19 protein-coding genes and 1 tRNA gene are annotated in these 20,354 nt (G+C 36.5%); 18 read left to right on the top strand and 2 right to left on the bottom strand.

Features of this window, described 5'->3' with window-relative positions:
* The 13 genes from TEPIDINF_RS09545 to cysK all read left to right on the top strand — a co-directional run.
* Nucleotides 1–233 (top strand): zinc ribbon domain-containing protein (locus TEPIDINF_RS09545; protein ID WP_421691605.1); only part of this gene is annotated, 233 nt, incomplete at its 5' end.
* A gap of 338 nt (nucleotides 234–571) precedes the next feature.
* On the top strand, nucleotides 572–1,513 hold the full coding sequence (trxB, locus tag TEPIDINF_RS09540; protein WP_421691855.1) for a thioredoxin-disulfide reductase: 942 nt from the start codon (nucleotides 572–574) through the stop codon (nucleotides 1,511–1,513).
* A gap of 345 nt (nucleotides 1,514–1,858) precedes the next feature.
* Nucleotides 1,859–2,335, top strand: a complete 477-nt coding sequence (locus TEPIDINF_RS09535; RefSeq protein WP_421691854.1) for an NUDIX hydrolase — start codon at nucleotides 1,859–1,861, stop codon at nucleotides 2,333–2,335.
* A gap of 71 nt (nucleotides 2,336–2,406) precedes the next feature.
* Nucleotides 2,407–3,369: an ROK family glucokinase gene (locus tag TEPIDINF_RS09530; protein WP_068726078.1), complete on the top strand. Its 963-nt coding sequence runs from the start codon at nucleotides 2,407–2,409 to the stop codon at nucleotides 3,367–3,369.
* A gap of 480 nt (nucleotides 3,370–3,849) precedes the next feature.
* Entirely contained in the window at nucleotides 3,850–5,142 is a 1,293-nt protein-coding gene (locus TEPIDINF_RS09525; protein ID WP_068726074.1) for a sugar ABC transporter substrate-binding protein, read from the top strand.
* A gap of 93 nt (nucleotides 5,143–5,235) precedes the next feature.
* A complete protein-coding gene (locus TEPIDINF_RS09520) occupies nucleotides 5,236–6,570 on the top strand; it encodes a carbohydrate ABC transporter permease (protein WP_068726071.1) in 1,335 nt (444 codons plus the stop codon).
* A complete protein-coding gene (locus tag TEPIDINF_RS09515; protein WP_068726069.1) occupies nucleotides 6,567–7,409 on the top strand; it encodes a sugar ABC transporter permease in 843 nt (280 codons plus the stop codon). The genes TEPIDINF_RS09520 and TEPIDINF_RS09515 overlap by 4 nt, the downstream gene beginning before the upstream one ends.
* A 146-nt stretch (nucleotides 7,410–7,555) precedes the next feature.
* Nucleotides 7,556–9,157, top strand: coding sequence for an alpha-amylase family glycosyl hydrolase (locus tag TEPIDINF_RS09510; RefSeq protein ID WP_421691853.1), 1,602 nt, complete (start codon nucleotides 7,556–7,558; stop codon nucleotides 9,155–9,157).
* A gap of 84 nt (nucleotides 9,158–9,241) precedes the next feature.
* A complete protein-coding gene (rapZ, locus tag TEPIDINF_RS09505) occupies nucleotides 9,242–10,120 on the top strand; it encodes an RNase adapter RapZ (RefSeq protein ID WP_068726066.1) in 879 nt (292 codons plus the stop codon).
* Between the two features lie 9 nt (nucleotides 10,121–10,129).
* Nucleotides 10,130–11,095 carry a gluconeogenesis factor YvcK family protein gene (locus tag TEPIDINF_RS09500; protein WP_421691852.1) on the top strand — a complete coding sequence of 322 codons (966 nt, stop codon included), beginning with the start codon at nucleotides 10,130–10,132 and terminating at the stop codon, nucleotides 11,093–11,095.
* A gap of 48 nt (nucleotides 11,096–11,143) precedes the next feature.
* Entirely contained in the window at nucleotides 11,144–12,082 is a 939-nt protein-coding gene (whiA, locus tag TEPIDINF_RS09495; RefSeq protein WP_069800915.1) for a DNA-binding protein WhiA, read from the top strand.
* A gap of 55 nt (nucleotides 12,083–12,137) precedes the next feature.
* Nucleotides 12,138–12,395 (top strand): HPr family phosphocarrier protein, encoded by a 258-nt coding sequence (locus TEPIDINF_RS09490; protein WP_235589103.1) that lies wholly within the window; start codon nucleotides 12,138–12,140, stop codon nucleotides 12,393–12,395.
* Nucleotides 12,396–12,568: 173 nt separating this feature from the next.
* Entirely contained in the window at nucleotides 12,569–13,492 is a 924-nt protein-coding gene (gene cysK, locus TEPIDINF_RS09485; RefSeq protein ID WP_068726054.1) for a cysteine synthase A, read from the top strand.
* Nucleotides 13,493–13,659: 167 nt separating this feature from the next.
* Here cysK and clpP read toward each other — a convergent pair whose 3' ends face one another.
* Both clpP and TEPIDINF_RS09475 read right to left on the bottom strand, forming a co-directional pair.
* The gene (gene clpP, locus TEPIDINF_RS09480) at nucleotides 13,660–14,256 is read right to left on the bottom strand and encodes an ATP-dependent Clp endopeptidase proteolytic subunit ClpP (protein WP_068726051.1); all 597 of its coding nucleotides are present in this window, start codon (nucleotides 14,254–14,256) and stop codon (nucleotides 13,660–13,662) included.
* A 293-nt stretch (nucleotides 14,257–14,549) separates the two neighbouring features.
* A tRNA-Arg gene (locus tag TEPIDINF_RS09475) sits at nucleotides 14,550–14,628 on the bottom strand.
* Between the two features lie 59 nt (nucleotides 14,629–14,687).
* Between TEPIDINF_RS09475 and rpoN the strand changes: the two genes are divergently transcribed.
* From rpoN to tpiA, 5 genes are all read left to right on the top strand, one after another.
* Nucleotides 14,688–16,016, top strand: coding sequence for an RNA polymerase factor sigma-54 (rpoN, locus tag TEPIDINF_RS09470; RefSeq protein ID WP_421691851.1), 1,329 nt, complete (start codon nucleotides 14,688–14,690; stop codon nucleotides 16,014–16,016).
* A gap of 145 nt (nucleotides 16,017–16,161) precedes the next feature.
* On the top strand, nucleotides 16,162–17,160 hold the full coding sequence (locus tag TEPIDINF_RS09465) for a sugar-binding transcriptional regulator (protein WP_069801076.1): 999 nt from the start codon (nucleotides 16,162–16,164) through the stop codon (nucleotides 17,158–17,160).
* 133 nt (nucleotides 17,161–17,293) lie between these two features.
* Nucleotides 17,294–18,301 carry a type I glyceraldehyde-3-phosphate dehydrogenase gene (gap, locus tag TEPIDINF_RS09460; protein WP_068726046.1) on the top strand — a complete coding sequence of 336 codons (1,008 nt, stop codon included), beginning with the start codon at nucleotides 17,294–17,296 and terminating at the stop codon, nucleotides 18,299–18,301.
* A gap of 84 nt (nucleotides 18,302–18,385) precedes the next feature.
* On the top strand, nucleotides 18,386–19,570 hold the full coding sequence (locus tag TEPIDINF_RS09455; protein ID WP_421691850.1) for a phosphoglycerate kinase: 1,185 nt from the start codon (nucleotides 18,386–18,388) through the stop codon (nucleotides 19,568–19,570).
* 8 nt (nucleotides 19,571–19,578) lie between these two features.
* Complete coding sequence (tpiA, locus tag TEPIDINF_RS09450) at nucleotides 19,579–20,337, top strand: triose-phosphate isomerase (RefSeq protein ID WP_068726043.1); 759 nt, start codon at nucleotides 19,579–19,581, stop codon at nucleotides 20,335–20,337.
* Nucleotides 20,338–20,354 lie beyond the last annotated feature (17 nt).

The following is a 20,354-nucleotide window of genomic DNA, read 5'->3' as shown; positions in this document are numbered from 1 at the left end:
GCTGGGGCATGTTCACCACCTTTCTCCAATACAAGTTAGAGGAGCAGGGGAAAAAGCTTATCAAAATAGATAAGTGGTTTCCATCATCCAAAACTTGTTCATGTTGCGGTCAAGTAAAGGAGTCTCTATCTCTTTCTGAGCGCATATTCCATTGTGATTGTGGTTTTGTGGCAGATAGAGATTGGAACGCTTCTATCAATATCAAGCGTGAAGGATTGCGACTGTTAGTATAATCATAAATAGAGCATGGAACAGGCTCGATAGCTAAGTAAATTTCGTACCGTTAGGTGCGATTACCTTAGAAGCCCCCACCTCTAAGCGAAGCGTAGGTAGCGGGTAGTTCACTTATCATGAATCCTTACATGAGTAAATCTACACACTTTTCTGGGTTATCTTGCATTTTTCTGGGAAACCTAGTTTATAGGGAATATAAAGCAAAGCTATTAGATTTGGATAATAACTACCCTTATACCCCCATGGGTACTCGACAAATAAATAAAAAATCGTTAATATATAAGATGTTCTTCTAATTTAAAATTTTATATTTATATAAATGAGGGAGGTTTAACAAATGAGTGAAGAAAAAGTATATGATGTTGTCATTATTGGTGCTGGGCCTGCAGGTATGACGGCAGCTGTTTATACATCAAGAGCAAATCTTTCCACGGTTATGATTGAACGTGGAATCCCTGGTGGACAAATGGCCAATACAGAAGAAATTGAGAATTACCCTGGGTATGAAAGTATTCTTGGGCCAGATTTATCTAACAAAATGTTAGATCATGCAAAGAAATTCGGTGCTGAGTATGCTTATGGTGATGTGAAAGAAATTGTGGATGGACATCCATACAAAACAGTTAAATTGAGCAATAAAGAAATAAAGACTAAAACAGTGATTATCGCAACTGGTGCTCAACCACGTAAGCTAGGAGTTCCAGGTGAAACCGAATTAGCAGGTCGTGGGGTATCTTATTGTGCAGTCTGTGATGGTGCATTCTTTAAGGGACGTGAATTAGTGGTTGTTGGTGGCGGAGATTCAGCTGTTGAGGAAGCTGTTTATCTTACAAAATTCGCTTCAAAAGTAACGATTGTTCATCGTCGTGATGAATTTAGGGCACAAAAAATTCTCCAAGATCGTGCTTTTAGAAATGAAAAAATCGAATATATTTGGAATTCAACCGTTGAAGAGATTAAAGGGGAAAATCGTGTAGAAGGCGTGCGCATCAAAAATAAAGAGACAGGAGAGGAAATAGACTTTCCTTGCCAAGGAGTCTTTATTTATGTAGGAATGGTGCCACTTACAGAACCATTTAAAAACTTAGGAATTACTAATGAGGCAGGCTATATTTTAACCAATAATGTGATGGAAACAAAAATTCCAGGTATTTTTGCTGCAGGTGATGTAAGAGAAAAAACGCTTCGCCAAGTGGTTACGGCTACAGGGGATGGAAGCATTGCTGCAATGCAAGCACAACACTATATTGATAAAATAAATGATGAGTTAGAAAAGTAAAGATGTAACAAACTTTTAATCCGTTTGTAACATAAGTGAAATATTATGGGATTATACTAAGAATATGAATTGACCCCCTTTTCTATAGATATATATTTTTTAGGCATGGTAAACTTACCATGCCCTTTTTGTGTTACGTTAAAAAAACTGTTAATATAATAGAGGGAATTGTATTTTACAACGCTGCTCCGTCATCCATGCCTTTTTCTGATTAAAAGAAAAGGAGAAAAAGGCATTACTGAAGGTCGCTTGCTTATGTAAAATACAATTCTGAGGTGTCAAGAAAAAGGGAATTATGTTTTGCAACGCGCTTATGTAATAGAATTCCCGAAGGGGTTGAAGATTTTGAAACGAGTAACCAATTGTATTTTAAAAAAAGGAAACCAAATTTTAATGCTACAAAAGCCTAAAAGAGGTTGGTGGGTAGTACCTGGTGGAAAGATGGAGCCAAATGAAAGTATTCAGGAAGCGATCAATAGAGAGTTTTACGAAGAGACACATTTACATTTAGAAAACCCTCAATTAAGAGGGGTATTTACCATTGTTATAAAAGATAAAGAAGAGATTGTCGAAGAGTGGATGATGTTTACTTACTATGCAGACCGCTTTTCAGGTGAACTCAATCCTTTTTGTAAGGAAGGAAATCTAGAGTGGAAGCCAATTGAAGAAGTTCTCCAATTACCAAAGGCTCATGGAGATAATATTTACTTAAAGCATATTTTACACTCTAGTGAAACCATAACTGGAAAATTTGTATATACACCTGATTATCAATTAATTTCTTATTCGATTGATCACTTCTTAGAACCAATTAAAACTTGAGTCATGCATTGACTAAAATCGACGTTCAATTGTATGATGGTCAAAAATAGATAAAGAAATGGTGATGAAAGATGTCAAAGCAAACGATCTTAATCGGAATTGACCTTGGAGGAACAAGCATAAAAATGGGACTTGTTTCCACAGAAGGAGAGCTACTATCCCATCAGGAAATCTCAACAAGAACAAAAGAAGGCGTAAATGCCATCATCGAAGATATGGTTCAATATGCAAAAACCTTAGTTCAAGATCAGGGCTTTGCCCTTGACCAAGTCCAAGGAATAGGAATTGGAATTCCCGGGTTACTAGATATGGAACAAGGAATTGTTCGTTTAGCTCCCAACTTAGGGTGGAAAGATGTGGCCATAAAAAAACAGCTTGAAGAAAAACTGAATATTCCTGTTAAAATTGAAAACGATGCGAATATCGCTGCGCTTGGGGAAGCATGGGTAGGTGCAGGAAAAGGCTATAAACATATCGTAATGGCAACGATCGGTACAGGAATTGGTGGTGGAATCATCATAGACGGAAAGATTCTTCATGGAAAGAAAGGGATGGCTGCTGAGTTGGGACATATTCCTATTTCAGATGAAGGAATTCAGTGTGGATGTGGTAATTATGGCTGTTTAGAAACAGTTTCTTCTGCAACAGGAATGATTCGTAAAGCAAAAGAGGTCGTTACACAAGGAAGGCCATCACTCTTAACAGAACAATATGTAGATAAAATGGATGAAATCACGGCGAAAAGTGTGATTGATGCAGCGAAACTTGGTGACCACGAAGCTATGCAAATTGTGAATCGTGCGGGATCATTATTAGGTAAAGCACTAGCAACGGTTGCTAACTTATTAGACCCAGAAATCATGATTATTGGTGGTGGTGTATCTAGGGCAGGAGATATTTTGTTTAATCCGATTAAACAGGCTTTTCATGAACATGGATTGAAAAATATCATAGATTCTATGGAGATTGTTCCTGCACAGCTTGGAAATGATGCAGGGATGATCGGAGCGGCATCGCTTTTTCGCTTCTTATAGGGAAATTTCGTTTTACAGCGCGCTCCGGTCATCCGAGTCTTTTTCTGATTAAAGAATAAGAAGAAAAAGGGCGAAGCTATACAATAATGTATGGCTTCTTTGTTTGATGTGATTCCTTTTCCTTAAAGTGGGGGCTTTAAGGGACAATTTTAATATACATGATAATTATTATAAAAGTGTGATAAAGAATTAAAAGTTGGAATAAATTTTTATAATAATAAACCTTCCCAAATAGACAAACTTGATTTATAATAAAGCTATGAAAACGTTTGCCTTACAGTTTCGTTTAAACCGAGTTTAAATTTTTTTATAGGTTTGTGCAATCGTTTTCCTAGATTACTTATATTTTTTCAGTTCCAATGAAAGCGTTTTTAATAACAAAAGCCTTTAGGCTTTTGTTAAAGAGAATAATGCTTTTTAATATCCTAGGTTCTTAAAAAGCATTATTCAAAAAAACTAAAAAGGATAGGTGGGGTCAAGATGAAAAAGTTTTTAAGTTTAATGCTTGTGTTCGCTCTTGTCCTTTCACTCGCTGCATGTGGCAGCGGTACGAAGGAAGAGCCAACAACAAAACCAGCAGATGATCAGCAAAATCAAGCAGCAACGGAAGAGATTAAACCTGAAGAAGGAGCAAAATTAGTTCTTTGGGAATCTGGTGGAGCAGTTGGCGAATGGGCAAAATTTGTAGCGCAAGAATTTGAAAAGAAATATGGAGTTCCAGTCAAATTTGAAGAAGTTGGCCACACAGATGCACCTAAAAAATTACAAACAGATGGACCTGCTGGATTAGGTGCTGACGTATTTGCTGCACCACATGACCATTTAGGGGAATTAGTATCTGCTGGCTTAGTGATGGAAAACTTCTGGCCAGAAGAGTACAAAAAAGACTATATGGATGCTGCGATTACAGGTACAACTTTTGAGGGTACGCTTTATGGTTATCCATCAGCTATCGAAACCTATGGTTTATTTTATAATAAAGATTTAGTTAAGACACTACCTGAAACTTGGGATGAGTTAATTGCCCAATCAAAAGAATTTACTGACAAAAATGCTAAGAAATATGGCTTTATGATGGAAGTAAGTAACTTCTACTTTGTCTACTCCTTAATGGGTGGTTATGGTGGTTATGTATTTGGCAATAATAACACTGATCCATCCGATATTGGCTTAAACAATGAAGGGTCTGTAAAAGCTGGAGAATTGTTACAACGTATTCATAATGAAATTTTACCTTTAAAAAATGAAGATATTACCTATGATATTAAACAATCCTTATTTAATGAAGGAAAATTGATGTTTAACTTAGACGGTCCTTGGGCTGTTGATGCGCACCGCCAAGCAGGTGTAAACTTTGGGGTTATGCCTTTACCAAAATTAGATAATGGTGAGCACCCAACAAGCTTTTCAGGAATTCGTGCTCTTTATGTAAATGCTTATACAAAATATCCAAATGCTGCTTCACTATTAGCTCAATTTGCTACAAGTGAAGAAAATCTCTTAAAATTCTTTGAAATGACAGGTATGTTACCTCCACGTACAGCATTATTAGATAATGAACAAATTAAAAATGATGAAATTGCATCTGCATTCTTAGAACAAGCTCAATATGCTGTTCCAATGCCTAATATTCCACAAATGCCTTCTGTTTGGGAGCCAATGGGATCTGCCTTAAGCATTATTTGGAATGAAGGAGCAAATGTTAAAGAGACCTTAGATAAAGGTGTTCAACAAATCAAAGATGCGATAGCAACCCAAGACGCAAACAAATAAGCTTTAATGTAAAATAAAGAGTCAATGCTTTTTTGGAAGGCATTGACTCTTCCACTAAACAACCTATTTCATTGGAAAGGTGGCGATGCAACGATGAGTTTGCAAACCAACCAGGCTACCTATAAGACGAAGCATGCGAAACGAGGGGCTTGGCTATCCGTAATATTTATGGGCTTAGGCCAAATTTATAATAGACAATATGTTAAAGGAATATTATATGCTTTATTAGAGCTTTATGTATTGGTTTTTTGGACAAAACCCTTCATGCATGGTATGTGGGGGCTTTTTACCTTAGGGGAAACGATTCAACAAAGATCACGTGGACGTGTTGTTGTGCAAGGAGATCATTCAATCTTCTTAATGATTGAAGGGATTATTTTTCTTATACTAGCTTTCATTTTTCTTTTTATTTATTACAAGAATATTCGTGATGCTTACAATAATGGTAAATTAAGAGATTTAGGTGAAACCGTTCATAATTTTAAGATGACTTTGGCATTTGCAAAAGAAAAAGGATATCCTTATCTTTTATTAACTCCTGCTGTAATATTCACTTTGTTTTTAACCGTTTTACCTCTTTTGTTTGGTATTCTAATTGCTTTTACTAACTATTCTGGACCACATCATTTGCCACCTAAATCATTGGTGGATTGGGTAGGATTTAAGTCTTTTATTGATCTGTTTAAATTAAAATCTTGGAGCAATACCTTTTATGGCGTTGCGATTTGGAACGTAATTTGGTCTATTATTGCTACGATTTCAACCTTTTTTGTAGGATTAATATATGCAGTGATGATCAATTATAAAAAAGTAAAAATGAAAAGATTTTGGAGAACCATTTATATCTTGCCATGGGCGATCCCTCAATTTATTGCAATATTGATTTTCCGCAATATTTTTAATGGTGAATTTGGTCCAATAAATAAAATGCTTGTTGAAATCGGCTTACCCATGATTCCATGGTTATCTGATCCTTTTTGGGCTAAAGTTTCCTTAGTTGTAGTAAATATTTGGTTTGGATTCCCGTATTGGATGGCTTTAATGTCAGGGGTATTAACTGGAATTGACAAAGAAATGTATGAAGCCGCTGATGTAGACGGAGCAACTGGTCCACAAAAATTCTGGAAACTTACTTTTCCATTGGTCATGTTAGCAACTACACCTTTACTGATTATGTCTTTTGCCCATAATTTCAATAACTTTAACTTAATTTATTTACTAACGGGTGGTGGTCCAGCTAGATCAGATTATAGTTTTGCTGGTTCGACGGATATCTTAATTAGCTGGATTTATAAATTAACCCTTGATCAAAACCAATTTAACATGGCTTCTGTTGTTTCAATCATCATATTCCTTGTAGTTGCTTCATTATCGATTTGGAACTTCAGTAGAACAAAAGCATTTAAAGAAGAGGATATGATACAATGATAAAAAATGAGAGATTAAGAGAACGCCTAGTTGTCACGTTGATTTATACCATTTTGATCGTTACATCAATTTTTGTTCTTTATCCTATAGTTTGGATAATAATCGGATCGTTAAATCCAGGAGATACTTTATTTAGCACTAAATTTATTCCGGATAACTTGTCATTAACCCATTACAAACATATGTTAACTGAAACAGATTATACAAAATGGTATTTGAATACCTTAAAAATAGCAACTGCAAATATGATTTTATCTACGTTCCTTGTTGTAACAGCGGCATATGCCTTTTCTCGCTTTCGTTTTCCAGGACGTCGTCAAGGATTAATGGCTATGCTTGTGCTACAGATGTTTCCCGGATTTATGGGAATGATTGCGATTTATATTTTGTTATTACAGATGGGGTTACTAGATAATCACTGGGGATTAATCCTTGTTTATGCAGGGGGTTCTATCCCGTTTGGTGCTTGGTTGGTGAAAGGCTATTTTGATGGCTTACCTAGAAGCCTTGAAGAGGCAGCTAAGATTGATGGTGCGACACATACCCAGATTTTCTTCAAGGTGATGATGCCGTTATCTTTCCCAATTCTAACTTTTATCGCCTTAACCAATTTCATTGGGCCTTGGATGGATTTTATTTTCGCTCGATTGGTTCTACGTTCCAATGAGAATAAAACATTGGCCATTGGTCTATATGAAATGGTAACGGGCCGAGGAAACACAGAGTTTACGAATTTTGCCGCAGGGGCTGTTCTAGTTGCTATACCAATCACGCTTTTATTCTTGTTCCTTCAAAAATATTTGATTGAAGGTGTTACAGCTGGGGCAAATAAAGGTTAATCATCATATTGCTTTAACTTAAAATCGTGTTCGAACAAATCGTTTGGGCACGATTTTATTCTACATTGTGTACAAAATGTATTTTACAACACAAGGAAAAAAAGGCAAAATACAATTCCATAACTGCTTTTAAGGGGGTAATGAATTTGTCTAAACGTTATAAAGTTTTTTTAGCAATTTCAATTTTTATATCGGTAATAGTGATCGGCTTTTCATCTTTAATGTTATGGGTTGGGATGAAAGAGGCAAGCCCAGAAAATGTAATAAAACCAACTGATCAATTGGGTAGCGCTTGGCCTAATTCTGTTTTTTACGAGATCTTTGTAAGATCGTTCTATGATTCTGATGGGGATGGAATTGGTGATATTAGAGGAATGACAGAGAAGCTAGATTATTTAAAGGAGCTTGGGGTAGAGGGGATTTGGTTAATGCCGATCAATCCTTCACCTAGTTACCATGGATATGATATCACTGATTATTATGGTATTAATCCGGATTATGGAACAATGGAAGATTTTAAACAATTTATTAAAGAAGCGCATGACCGTAATATTAAGGTCATTATGGATTTGGTTGTGAATCATACAAGTAAAGAACACCCATGGTTTAAGGATGCTCTTTCTTCTAAAGATAGTAAATATCGGAATTGGTATCTTTGGGCTGATGACAAGACAAACCTTTCTGAACGTGGGGAATGGGGTCAAGAAGTTTGGCATGGAGCTGGAGACAACAAATATTATGGAGTCTTTTGGGAAGGAATGCCTGATTTGAATTTTAACAATCCAGAAGTGCGAAAAGAAATTGAGAAGGTAGGCAAATATTGGCTCACTGAAATAGGTGTTGACGGTTTTCGACTAGATGCTGCAAAACATATCTATCCTGATCAGGAAAAAGAGAAAAATTATGCGTGGTGGCAAGAATTTCGCAAGGAAATGCAACATGCTAAGCAGGATGTATTCCTTGTGGGAGAAGTATGGGCACCAGCAACAGTTGTTGCACCTTATTTAAAAGATGGCCTACATTCTGCCTTTGATTTTGATTTATCTAGTAAAATCATTTCTTCTGTTCAAATGGAGGATGATGCAGGGGTTGTTACTTATCTAGAACGCGTAAGAAAGTATTACCAAAGTCAATCTAAAGACTATATTGATTCTACTTTCCTTACGAACCATGATATGGATAGAGTGATGAGTCAATTAAATGGAAATGTTGAGCACGCAAAAATGGCAGCCTCTATTCTATTTACCTTACCGGGAACACCTTTCATCTACTATGGTGAAGAAATTGGCATGCAAGGAAAAAAACCGGATGAATATATTCGTGAACCATTGCAATGGTATAACGCTCAAGAGGGCAAAGGCCAAACTAATTGGGAGAGATCCTTTTATAATACAGGGGAAGATGCACCATCTGTTGAAGCCCAATTAAATGATCAGAATTCACTATTGAATCATTATAAAACGATGATCCATTTACGTAGGTCCTATGATGTACTGATCAAAGGGGAAGTAGAAGAAGTTAATGTCAGTGAAAAAGGAATCGTTGCATTCAAACGATCTCTCAATGAAGATTCGATGTTAATGATTCACAATATAAGCAAGGAACCAAAATTCTTAACACTTACGGGAAAAGAAGCTGAATACAAAAAAGCCTTATTCATGAGTGATTCTTCAACAAAGGTAAAGGATAAAGATCATCAAGTAGAGATTGAATTACCTGCATACAGTTCACTGATTTTGGTAAAATGATTCTCTTAGTTTTCAATTGACGAAAAAAACATTATAATATATAAATTAAGTCGAATTTTTTAAAATTAAGGGATGTGACTCTAAATGGGTGAATCTCGACCTCTTCATTTAATTATTATTACTGGTATGTCAGGTGCTGGGAAAACGGTAGCCATCCAAAGTTTGGAAGATTTGGGTTTTTACTGTGTGGATAATCTACCCCCTGTTTTAATACCTAAGTTTGTTGACTTAATGGTGCAATCAGGTGGAAAAATCAATCGTGCTGCACTGGTGATTGACCTAAGAGGTAGAGAATTTTTCGAAACCTTGTCTGATGCACTAGAAGCTTTAGAACAATCTGATAAACTGTATTATCAAATTTTGTTTTTAGATGCAGATGATAAAACATTGGTCAGAAGGTATAAGGAAACGAGACGCCGCCACCCGCTATTAAATGAATCATCACCAATTGAAGGGATAACGGCTGAACGTAAACTGTTAGACGAGTTAAAGGGGAAAGCAAGTCAAATTATTGATACAAGTCTTTTAAAACCCAGCGAATTAAAAGAGAAAATGATCACAAGATTTTCTGACATTGACCAAAATCGGTTTAGTGTAAACATGATGTCGTTTGGTTTTAAATATGGTGTGCCAATTGATGCTGATCTGATCTTTGACGTTCGTTTTTTAGCAAATCCCCATTATATCGATTCCCTTCGTCCGCAAACAGGTTTAGATCAACCGGTTTATGATTATGTGATGAAGTGGCCTGAAACAAAAGAGTTTTTAAATAAACTGATGGATTTATTAACCTTCCTAGTTCCTAAATACCAACAAGAGGGAAAAAGTCAGGTTGTGATCGGAATTGGCTGTACTGGTGGTAAGCATCGTTCTGTTGCCATCACAGAATACATTGCGAAGTTTTTACAATCCGAATGGCATGTAAGTACAAATCATCGAGACATAGAGAAGGATCGTAAATAGAGGTGTGAAATGGGAGAATTACAACCTAAGGTAGTCGTGATTGGTGGAGGAACCGGCCTATCTGTGATGTTAAGAGGTTTAAAAAAACAAAACTTAGACTTAACAGCAGTCGTAACCGTCGCTGATGATGGAGGAAGTTCTGGAAAGTTAAGATCAGAATTAAATATGCTTCCTCCGGGAGATATTCGTAACGTTTTGATTGCGTTAGCAAATACTGAGCCTTTACTAGAAAAATTATTGCAGCATCGCTTTCAACAAGGTGAGGGGCTAGCTGGACATAGTTTAGGCAATTTATTGATTGCAGCGATGCAAGAAATAACTGGGGATTTTGTATTGGCTATTAAGGAACTAAGTCGTGTTTTAGCTGTAAAAGGACAGGTTTTACCTGCAACCCTGCAAAAGGTTCATTTATCTGCAGAATTAACAGATGGAACCATCATAAATGGGGAATCTAATATTCCCTTAGCCGCACAAAATCGAGGGATTAAGCGAGTTTTTATCAATCCTACTGATGTAAAACCGTTAGAAGATGCGATATTGGCTATTCAGCAAGCAGATGCTGTCGTCATCGGGCCTGGAAGCTTATATACGAGTGTTATTCCGAATCTTTTGGTTAATGGCATAAGGGAAGAAGTTCTTTCAACGAAAGCTAAAAAAATATATATTTGTAATGTGATGACCCAACCTGGTGAGACAGATCATTATTCTGCCGTTGATCATGTGAATGCGATTGAAGAACATGTTGGCCAAAAATTTATCGATTATGTTATCGTTAATGAAGGGGAAATCTCTGAAGAGATTAAGCAACAATATCGGGCAGAGAATGCAATTCCAGTGGCTTCTGATAAACAACTTCTTACACAAGCAGGTTATCGTGTCGTTGCAGAATCTTTTGTTAATTATCATACCTATTTAAGACATGATGCTGAGAAACTTAGCAAAAGTATTATACAAATCTTGCATCATCAAATATAACGAAGTAATTAAATTGGCAATTGAGGATTCAGGATTGAGGTGGTCACAATGTCCTTTGCCGCCGAAACAAAAAAAGAATTAACCTATGTAAATGGTGAAGATGATTCTTGCATGATTGCTGAACTATCCGCTCTTGTTAGAATGAACGGTAGTGTTCAATTAACGAATCAAAAGGTTGTATTGGATATTTTGACCGAAAATGCTGCAATTGCAAGAAAAATTTATTCGATGATTAAGCAAATCTTTCACCTTCATGCTGAATTATTGGTTCGAAAAAAAATGAGATTGAAAAAGAACAACATTTATGTGGTTAGAGTTCCTCAGCAAGTAGAAATGGTGCTAAAAAAGTTAGCGATTGTAGAAGAGGGATTTTCCTTTTATCCCGGTATTAAGCGTGAGATTATCCAAAATGAATGTTGTAAGCGATCTTATTTGCGAGGTGCTTTTCTTGCAGGTGGATCTCTGAATCATCCTGAAAGTGCCTCTTATCATCTAGAGATTTCCTCTAGCTATCAAGAGCATATTGAAGATTTGTGCCAACTAGCGAATGAATTCGACTTAAATGCAAAGTGGATTGAAAGAAAAAAGGGTTATTTTATGTACATTAAAGAAGGGGAGAAAATAACGGAGTTTTTAAATATTATTGGCGCACATCAAGCTTTGTTCAAATTCGAGGATATACGTATTGTAAAAGATATGAGAAATTCCGTAAATCGTCTTGTAAATTGCGAAACAGCCAATTTAAACAAAACAGTTGGTGCAGCAATGAGACAAATAGAGAATATTCGATTGATTGATAAAATAATGGGACTTGAAAACCTTCCCACAAAATTAAAGGAGGTAGCCGAAGTTCGATTACAATATCCAGAATTAAACCTCGCTGAACTGGGATATCTTATTCCTAGTGGAAAAGTAAGTAAGTCAGGAATCAATCATCGTTTAAGAAAAATAGAAGAAATTGCAAATAAACTTAAAGCAGATTTGTAATATTTTTGTAATTCCATGTATAATATAGAAAATGGATCTAATTGGAGGGATTTTTGTGATATCTAAAAAAGTAACAGTTCAATTAAAGACGGGTTTACATGCAAGACCTGCAGCATTATTTGTTCAGGAAGCAAACAAGTTTTCCTCAGATATTTTCGTAGAAAAAGAAGATAAGAAAGTAAATGCAAAAAGTATTATGGGAATTATGAGCTTGGCCATTAACAGTGGTTCAGAAATCACGATTATTGCCGATGGTTCCGATGAAGAGCAAGCTGTAGAAAACTTAGCGACTTTATTAAGTAAAGAAAGCTAAGGTATTAAAAATGTAATGAGCTGTGATGAAATCGTCATAGCTCATTTTTCATATCCATGGGATCCACGAAAGTTTTCGGATTGTGCTTCCAAGGAGGTCATGAAATTGACATAGAATCATAGAAGTCTTACTATACTAATAACCTCAAACTATAAAAAAGGAGACTTGTAAACGTGAATGTTGTAAAAAATATCTCGGAATTGATTGGGAACACTCCAATAGTTAAATTGCAGCATGTTGGAGATGACGATGCCAATATTTTTGTTAAATTAGAATCTTTTAACCCTGGTGGAAGCGTAAAAGATCGGATTGCTCTACAAATGATCGAAGATGCCGAAGCAGAAGGAAAAATCAAACCGGGAGATACGATTATTGAAGCTACCAGTGGGAATACGGGAATTGGTGCAGCAATGGTTGCTGCTGCAAAAGGATATCGTGCTATATTTGTGATGCCAGATACGATGAGTATAGAAAGAAGAAATTTGTTACGCGCGTATGGTGCGAAGTTGGTGCTTACCCCTGGGGCAGAAGGAATGAAAGGGGCCATAACAAAGGCAAACGAATTGGTTAAAAAACATGGATATTTTCTACTTAGGCAATTTGAAAATCCTTCCAATCCAAAAGCTCATCGATTAAATACTGCCCAAGAAATTTATTCGCAAATGGATGGCAAAATTGATGGGTTTGTTGCAGGGATTGGAACAGGTGGAACCATTACAGGAGTTGGGGAAGTCTTAAAGGAAAAGAATCCAACTATACATATTGTAGCAGTTGAACCAACAGATTCTCCAGTTTTATCTGGAGGAAATCCAGGTCCACATAAGCTTCAAGGGATAGGTGCTGGTTTTATACCTGATACTTTAAATACTGCAATCTATGATGAGATCATTCAAGTGACAACAGAACAAGCCTTTAATACAGCAAGAGAAATAGCACAAACTGAAGGGATCTTGATAGGAATCTCTTCTGGTGCCGCAGTCTATGCAGCAAAACAAGTCGCAAAGCGTCTTGGCAAAGGAAAAAATGTTGTTGTGATTGCACCAGACACTGGAGAAAGGTACTTAAGTACATCATTATTTAATTTTGAAAATGAATAGATGATATGAAAAAAAGCGCCACATGAAAATAGCCTGTGGCGCTTTCCTCTATCATTTCGGGGTTTGTATATTCCATAAGCAGCGACTTTTGGGAGTGTATTTCTTACCTTATTTTTCATTAAGAGAAATACACGGACAACGGAGCGCGTTGGAATATACAAACCCTTTTATTTTAATTTCGGAATGGTGGTAATGATGTCATCAATTAGACCATATTCTTTGGCTTGTTCAGCAGTTAAGAAATTATCACGGTCTGTATCTCTTTCCACTTTTTTTAGAGGTTGACCTGTACGTTCTGCCAAAATCTCATTTAATTTTTTCTTCATCTCGATGATTCGTTTTGCGTGGATTTCAATATCACTTGCTTGCCCTTGTGTACCACCTAAAGGCTGATGAATCATCACTTCTGCATTTGGTAAAGCATAACGTTTTCCTTTTGCACCTGCAGTTAATAGGAAGGCTCCCATTGATGCTGCCATACCAATGGCTACTGTGGATACGTCTGGTTTAATAAATTGCATCGTATCATAAATAGCCATACCCGCTGTAATCGATCCACCAGGGCTATTGATATATAAATTAATATCTTTTTCAGGATCTTCAGCATTCAAAAACAGAAGTTGGGCAACAACTGAGTTTGCTACCGCATCATCAATTGGACTTCCTAAGAAAATAATTCGATCTTTTAATAACCTGGAATAGATATCGTAGGCTCTTTCCCCACGGTTTGTTTGTTCAATGACATAAGGAATAAAGTAACTCATAATCTAAAGTCCTCCTCTCAATGAATCATCATCAATAAAATATGCTCAACCTATTCATATCATACCTCAATGGTCAAAAAAGGTCAAACAATATGTTTCAATCATTTTCCTTCACTTAGTTTACCCGTTTTCTGTTAAAATAAACTTAGGTAGTATTTTTGAATACGTTTTTAAAAAAGGAAAATAAAAAAACCTTCCATTGAAGGTTTGAATTAATAATGGTGCACCCTAAAGGGCACAACAATCTTTCTCGAACAATGATGTACAATCGACGTAGTGCGAAGAATTTTCAATGGTGCGCTCGAAGGGACTCGAACCCCCGCAAAACCTGGCTCCGGAGGCCAGTGCTCTATCCAACTGAGCTACGAGCGCAAATGCAAATTATATTATACCTTTATAAAGCAAATAAATCAAGATAGTAGGGGATCATCATGCAACTAGGTTATGGTTTATACCAACAACAAACTCAAAAGTTAATCATGACACCTGAATTGCGTCAAGCGATCACGATCCTGCAATTTCCAGCCATAGAATTAACAGAATATCTACATCAACAAATTGTAGAAAACCCTGTTTTTGATATAGAAGATAAAGAAATGGAACGCTACGAGTTTTTTTACCAAAACAGCCGTAAATCATTTGGTGTTATGAAGGCTGATGAGGAGGAGTTTAATATTTGGGATCGCATTGCGACTCCTACAGCTACTTTAGAAGAATATTTGTTAGAACAAGCACGCTTTTTAGCGATTGACAATAGACAATTTCACATTTTGAAATTTATTATTGGTAATTTAGATGATTCTGGGTATTTAACAATTCCATTAACTGATTTAGCCAAACAACTTCAAGTAAATCTATCTGAAATTGAACAAGCTCTAACTCAACTCCATTCTTTAGAACCTGTAGGTGTGGGGGCAAGAAATTTACAAGAGAACCTGTTACTCCAATTAAAGAAGATGGATCCGATTGATGAGAAAGCGATTAAAATCGTTAGTCATCATCTAACTGACTTAGGAGAGAAAAGGTTTCAAAAAATCGCACAAGCCCTCGGGATTAGTTTGCTTGAGGTGCAACAATGTGCTGATTTAATTAAAACATTAAATCCTTCACCAGCCTATGGTTTTCAAAATGGAACAGCTCGATATATCCTTCCTGATATTACAATTGAAAAGATAGAGGGGGAATATATCGTCATTGTAAATGATACCTTAGTACCAAGGCTTAAAATTAACTCATACTACAGGCAATACATTCAAACTCATGGGCAAGAAGGAGAAGCAAGTAAATATATATTAGACAAACTTAATGCAGCAGAATGGTTAGTTAAAAGTATTGAACAGAGGCGTAATACTTTATATAAAGTAACAAATGCCATTTTAAAATATCAAAGGCAGTTTTTTGAAACGAAACAGTTAAAACCTTTAACATTAAAAACAATTGCAGAAGAAATTGGTGTCCATGAATCTACAGTAAGTAGAGCTACCAATCAAAAATATGTTCAGACCCCGATTGGTATTTTTGAGCTAAAATATTTCTTTAATACTGGGGTAGCAACAAGTAGTGGTGAAGTGACATCCGCTGAAAATGTTAAGAAATTAATAAAGAAAGTGGTCGATGGGGAAAATAAACAAAAACCACTATCTGACCAAAAAATTGTGGAGTTATTACAACAAGAAGGGATTGAAATTTCAAGAAGGACAGTAGCCAAATATCGGGATGAACTAGGTATCTTGTCTTCTTCCAAACGTAAAAGATTTTGAAAATGGGGTTGCGATTTTATTCATTTCTCGTTATGATTATATAAGGGAAGTGAATTTTTTTTGGAGTCTGCGGGACATAATATGTAAAGGTGGGACTATTTTAGACCAAAGGGGAGTATTCGTCTTGGATTTATTACAACTCCAAATGAAATTAGTACCAGATGTACTTGAAATAATGCAAAAACGTTATAAGGTTCTACATCATATATCCTTGATGCAACCGATAGGAAGACGAAGTTTGTCTCAATCTTTAGGTTTTACTGAACGAATATTGAGAGCCGAAATTGATTTTTTGAAACAACAAGGTTTAATCGATGTAGAAACAAGTGGCATGAAAGTAAGTCAAGAAGGATACGAAGTTCTAGAAGAAGTATCCCCATATATCAAAAATTTATTTGGTCTTTATCAATTGGAACAGCAATTAAAAGAAAAATTGCAGCTTCCTGAAGTGGTTGTTATTTCAGGGAACGCAGATGAAGACGAATTGGTTAAAAAAGAAATGGGAAGAGCTGCTGCTCAGCTTATTCGACAATTGGTAAATGAAAAGGATATTGTGGCTTTAACCGGAGGATCAACAATTGCGGAGGTCGCTTATATGATGCCTGAACAACCGCCATTGCCTTCTGTCTTATTTGTTCCTGCGCGAGGAGGAATGGGAGAGAATCACGAGTACCTAGCAAATACCTTGGTATCGACTATGGCAAAAAAAACCAACGGTTCTTATCGTTTACTCCATGTGCCAGAACAATTAAGTGAAAGTACTTATCATTCTTTAATGAATGAGGATTATGTAAAGGAATTACTCAGTGTTATACGTTCTTCAAGAATGGTTATTCACGGGATAGGGCAAGCTAACACTATGGCAATTCGGCGAAATGTACCAAAGGAAATTCTAGATTTACTAGAAGAAAAACATGCCGTAGGTGAAGCTTTTGGTTATTACTTTGATCAAGAAGGTAAAATTGTCTATAAAATGAAAACCATTGGTCTTACCCTAGATGATCTACAGCATATTCCTCACATGATTGCTGTTGCTGGTGGTAAAAGTAAAGCCAATCCCATTCTTTCTGTACTTAGACATAATTTAAAACCCATTTTAGTAACTGATGAGGGAGCAGCTAGAGAGATTTTACAACAAATATAAGTTGCATTTAAACATTTTAGTTTTTTGCTTGCTTGCTTGTTTATTTGAAACTTTACTTTTCATCACTTTTGTCGGTGATTAGAAAAGTATTGTTTCTTCATAATAACAATAAAAAACAGAATGAGGAGGAAATATTATGCTTAAAGTAGGTATTAACGGCTTTGGCCGAATCGGAAGAAATGTTTTTAGAGCAGCTCTAAATCATCCTGAAATTGAAATTGTTGCTGTGAACGATTTAACCGATGCAAAGATGCTAGCTCATTTATTAAAGTATGATTCAGTTCACGGTAAACTGGATGCAACCGTCGAAGTCGTTGAAGGTGGCTTTAAAGTAAATGGTAAATTAGTAAAAGTTGTTGCTGAAAGAGATCCAGCGCAATTACCATGGAAAGAGCTTGGAGTAGAATTAGTCGTTGAATCAACTGGACGTTTTACAAATCGTGAAGATGCAGCAAAACATTTAGAAGCAGGCGCTAAAAAAGTGATTATCTCTGCACCAGCAAAAAATGAAGATATCACAATTGTAATGGGAGTTAACGAAGAAAAATATGACCCTGCAAACCACCATGTGATTTCAAATGCTTCTTGTACAACAAACTGTTTAGCACCATTTGCCAAAGTTCTTCATGAGAAATTTGGTATTAAACGCGGTTTAATGACAACTGTACACTCTTATACCAATGACCAACAAATTTTAGACTTACCACATAAGGATTATCGTCGTGCTCGTGCAGCAGCTGAATCGATTATTCCGACAACGACAGGTGCTGCTAAAGCAGTTGCTCTTGTATTACCAGAATTAAAAGGAAAATTAAACGGATTCGCAATGCGTGTACCAACTCCTAACGTCTCTGTTGTTGACTTAGTTGCTGAATTAGATAAGAATGTTACCGTTGAAGAAGTAAACGGAGCATTGAAGGCAGCTGCAGAGGGAGAACTAAAAGGTATTTTACAATACTCCGAAGAACCATTAGTATCGATTGACTATAATCATGATCCACATTCCTCATCTATTGATGCTTTGTCAACCATGGTAATGGAAGGAAACATGGTTAAAGTGGTTTCTTGGTATGATAATGAATGGGGATATTCTAACCGTGTTGTCGATTTAGCTGCATATATTGCAAAAAAAGGTATTTAATCAGAGAAAAGTAAGAGTCAGGTTTTAACAATTAAAGGGGAGAATGATTAAATTCTCCTCTTCCTGCATATAGGAGGGATACATATGAACAAAAAGACGGTTCGTGATATCGATCTAAAAGGAAAAAAGGTTTTTTGTCGAGTCGATTTTAATGTCCCATTACAAGATGGGGTGATTACTGATGACACACGTATCCGTGCAGCACTTCCGACGATTCAATATATCATGGAACAAGGTGGTAAAGTAATCCTAGCTAGCCATTTAGGCCGTCCAAAAGGTAAAGTAGTAGAGGAAATGCGGCTTACCCCTGTTGCGAGAAGGCTTTCTGAACTACTGGGTAAAGAAGTAAAGAAAACTGATGAAGCAGTTGGTGACGATGTAAAAGTTTTGATCAATCAGATGAATGAAGGCGATGTTGTTCTTCTTGAAAATGTCCGCTTTTATCCAGGAGAAGAGAAAAACGACGCTGAATTAGCCAAAGCTTTTGCAGAACTTGCTGATGTCTATGTAAATGATGCATTTGGTGCAGCACATCGTGCACATGCATCAACTGAAGGAATTGCTAAATATCTTCCAGCAGTGGCAGGATTTTTAATGGAGAAGGAAATCGAGTTTTTAGGTAAGGCTTTATCCAACCCTGAGCGTCCTTTTACAGCCATTATCGGTGGTGCAAAAGTAAAGGACAAAATCGGAGTAATTGAAAATCTATTAGAGAAGGTAGATAACCTAATCATCGGTGGAGGATTAGCTTATACCTTTATCAAATCACAAGGATATGAGATCGGAAAATCTCTATTAGAAGAAGACAAAATAGATTTGGCGAAGTCTTTTATCGAAAAAGCAAAGGAAAATAATGTCCGCTTTTTGATGCCAGTAGACGCAGTTGTTGCTGATGATTTTTCCGAAACAGCAAATACAAAAATCGTGGATATTAAAGAAATTCCGGCTGATTGGGAAGCTCTAGATATTGGTCCAAAAACAGTAGAATTATATCGTGAGGTGATTCTAAATTCCAAATTAGTGGTTTGGAATGGACCAATGGGGGTCTTTGAAATGGATCGATTTGCTAAAGGTACAAATGGAATTGCTCAAGCAATGGCAGATACAAATGCGACGACCATTATCGGTGGTGGTGATTCTGCTGCAGCGATTGAAAAAGCAGGTTTAGCCGATCAAATGACTCATATTTCTACTGGTGGCGGTGCTTCCTTGGAATTTATGGAAGGTAAAGAACTACCAGGTGTTGTAGCATTAAATGATAAGGAATAGGTGATCAAATGCGCACTCCAATTATTGCAGGAAACTGGAAAATGAATAAAAATAGAGCTGAGACGAAATCTTTTATTGAGCAAGTCAAAGATTTCTCTGTTGACGGTGTTGAAGCAGTATTATGTGTGCCCTATACGGATTTAGCTATATTAAAGGATTCTCTTCCAAGTCAAATTAAAATTGGGGCTCAAAACATCCATTGGGCAGACAATGGAGCTTTTACCGGTGAAATTAGCCCTTTGATGCTAAAAGAGTTAGATGTTCAATATGTCATTATCGGTCATTCTGAACGTCGAGAAATGTTTGGTGAAACAGATGAAACGGTAAACAAAAGAGTTCATGCTGCTTATAAGCATGGAATTACACCGATCGTTTGTGTCGGAGAGAAGTTAGAAGAAAGAGAAGCAGGTAAAACAAAAGAAATCGTGAAAGAACAAACGGAAAAAGCTTTAGTTGGACTTTCCTCGGAACAGGTAAAACAACTCGTAATAGCTTATGAGCCAATTTGGGCTATTGGCACAGGAAAGTCTTCTTCAGCAGAAGATGCAAATGAAGTGATTAGCTATATTCGCTCAGTCGTTGCTGATCAATATGATCAACAAGTGGCTAACGAGGTTCGCATACAATATGGGGGAAGTGTGAAACCAGAGAATATAGTGTCTTTTCTGGCTCAATCAGACATTGATGGAGCATTGGTCGGAGGGGCAAGTTTAGAACCTAACTCCTTTATGGCGTTAGTTAAGGGTGCGAAAACAAACGAACAATAGAATGGAGAGTGAACCCG

This window comes from Tepidibacillus infernus, assembly GCF_048898065.1.
In the GTDB taxonomy this organism is placed as follows: domain Bacteria; phylum Bacillota; class Bacilli; order Tepidibacillales; family Tepidibacillaceae; genus Tepidibacillus_B; species Tepidibacillus_B infernus.
Note: the sequence above shows the minus strand (reverse complement) of the source record. Positions and strands in the feature narration are given on the sequence as shown.

Excerpts from the sequence above, each read along its gene's own strand:
- whiA (WP_069800915.1), top strand. The coding sequence starts at position 11,144 with ATGTCCTTTGCCGCCGAAACAAAAAAAGAATTAACCTATGTAAATGGT.
- TEPIDINF_RS09465 (WP_069801076.1), top strand. The coding sequence starts at position 16,162 with ATGAAATTAGTACCAGATGTACTTGAAATAATGCAAAAACGTTATAAG.
- TEPIDINF_RS09515 (WP_068726069.1), top strand. The coding sequence starts at position 6,567 with ATGATAAAAAATGAGAGATTAAGAGAACGCCTAGTTGTCACGTTGATT.
- TEPIDINF_RS09530 (WP_068726078.1), top strand. The coding sequence starts at position 2,407 with ATGTCAAAGCAAACGATCTTAATCGGAATTGACCTTGGAGGAACAAGC.
- trxB (WP_421691855.1), top strand. The coding sequence starts at position 572 with ATGAGTGAAGAAAAAGTATATGATGTTGTCATTATTGGTGCTGGGCCT.
- TEPIDINF_RS09520 (WP_068726071.1), top strand. The coding sequence starts at position 5,236 with ATGAGTTTGCAAACCAACCAGGCTACCTATAAGACGAAGCATGCGAAA.
- clpP (WP_068726051.1), bottom strand. The coding sequence starts at position 14,256 with ATGAGTTACTTTATTCCTTATGTCATTGAACAAACAAACCGTGGGGAA.
- TEPIDINF_RS09500 (WP_421691852.1), top strand. The coding sequence starts at position 10,130 with ATGGGAGAATTACAACCTAAGGTAGTCGTGATTGGTGGAGGAACCGGC.
- tpiA (WP_068726043.1), top strand. The coding sequence starts at position 19,579 with ATGCGCACTCCAATTATTGCAGGAAACTGGAAAATGAATAAAAATAGA.
- TEPIDINF_RS09455 (WP_421691850.1), top strand. The coding sequence starts at position 18,386 with ATGAACAAAAAGACGGTTCGTGATATCGATCTAAAAGGAAAAAAGGTT.
- rpoN (WP_421691851.1), top strand. The coding sequence starts at position 14,688 with ATGCAACTAGGTTATGGTTTATACCAACAACAAACTCAAAAGTTAATC.
- TEPIDINF_RS09525 (WP_068726074.1), top strand. The coding sequence starts at position 3,850 with ATGAAAAAGTTTTTAAGTTTAATGCTTGTGTTCGCTCTTGTCCTTTCA.
- rapZ (WP_068726066.1), top strand. The coding sequence starts at position 9,242 with ATGGGTGAATCTCGACCTCTTCATTTAATTATTATTACTGGTATGTCA.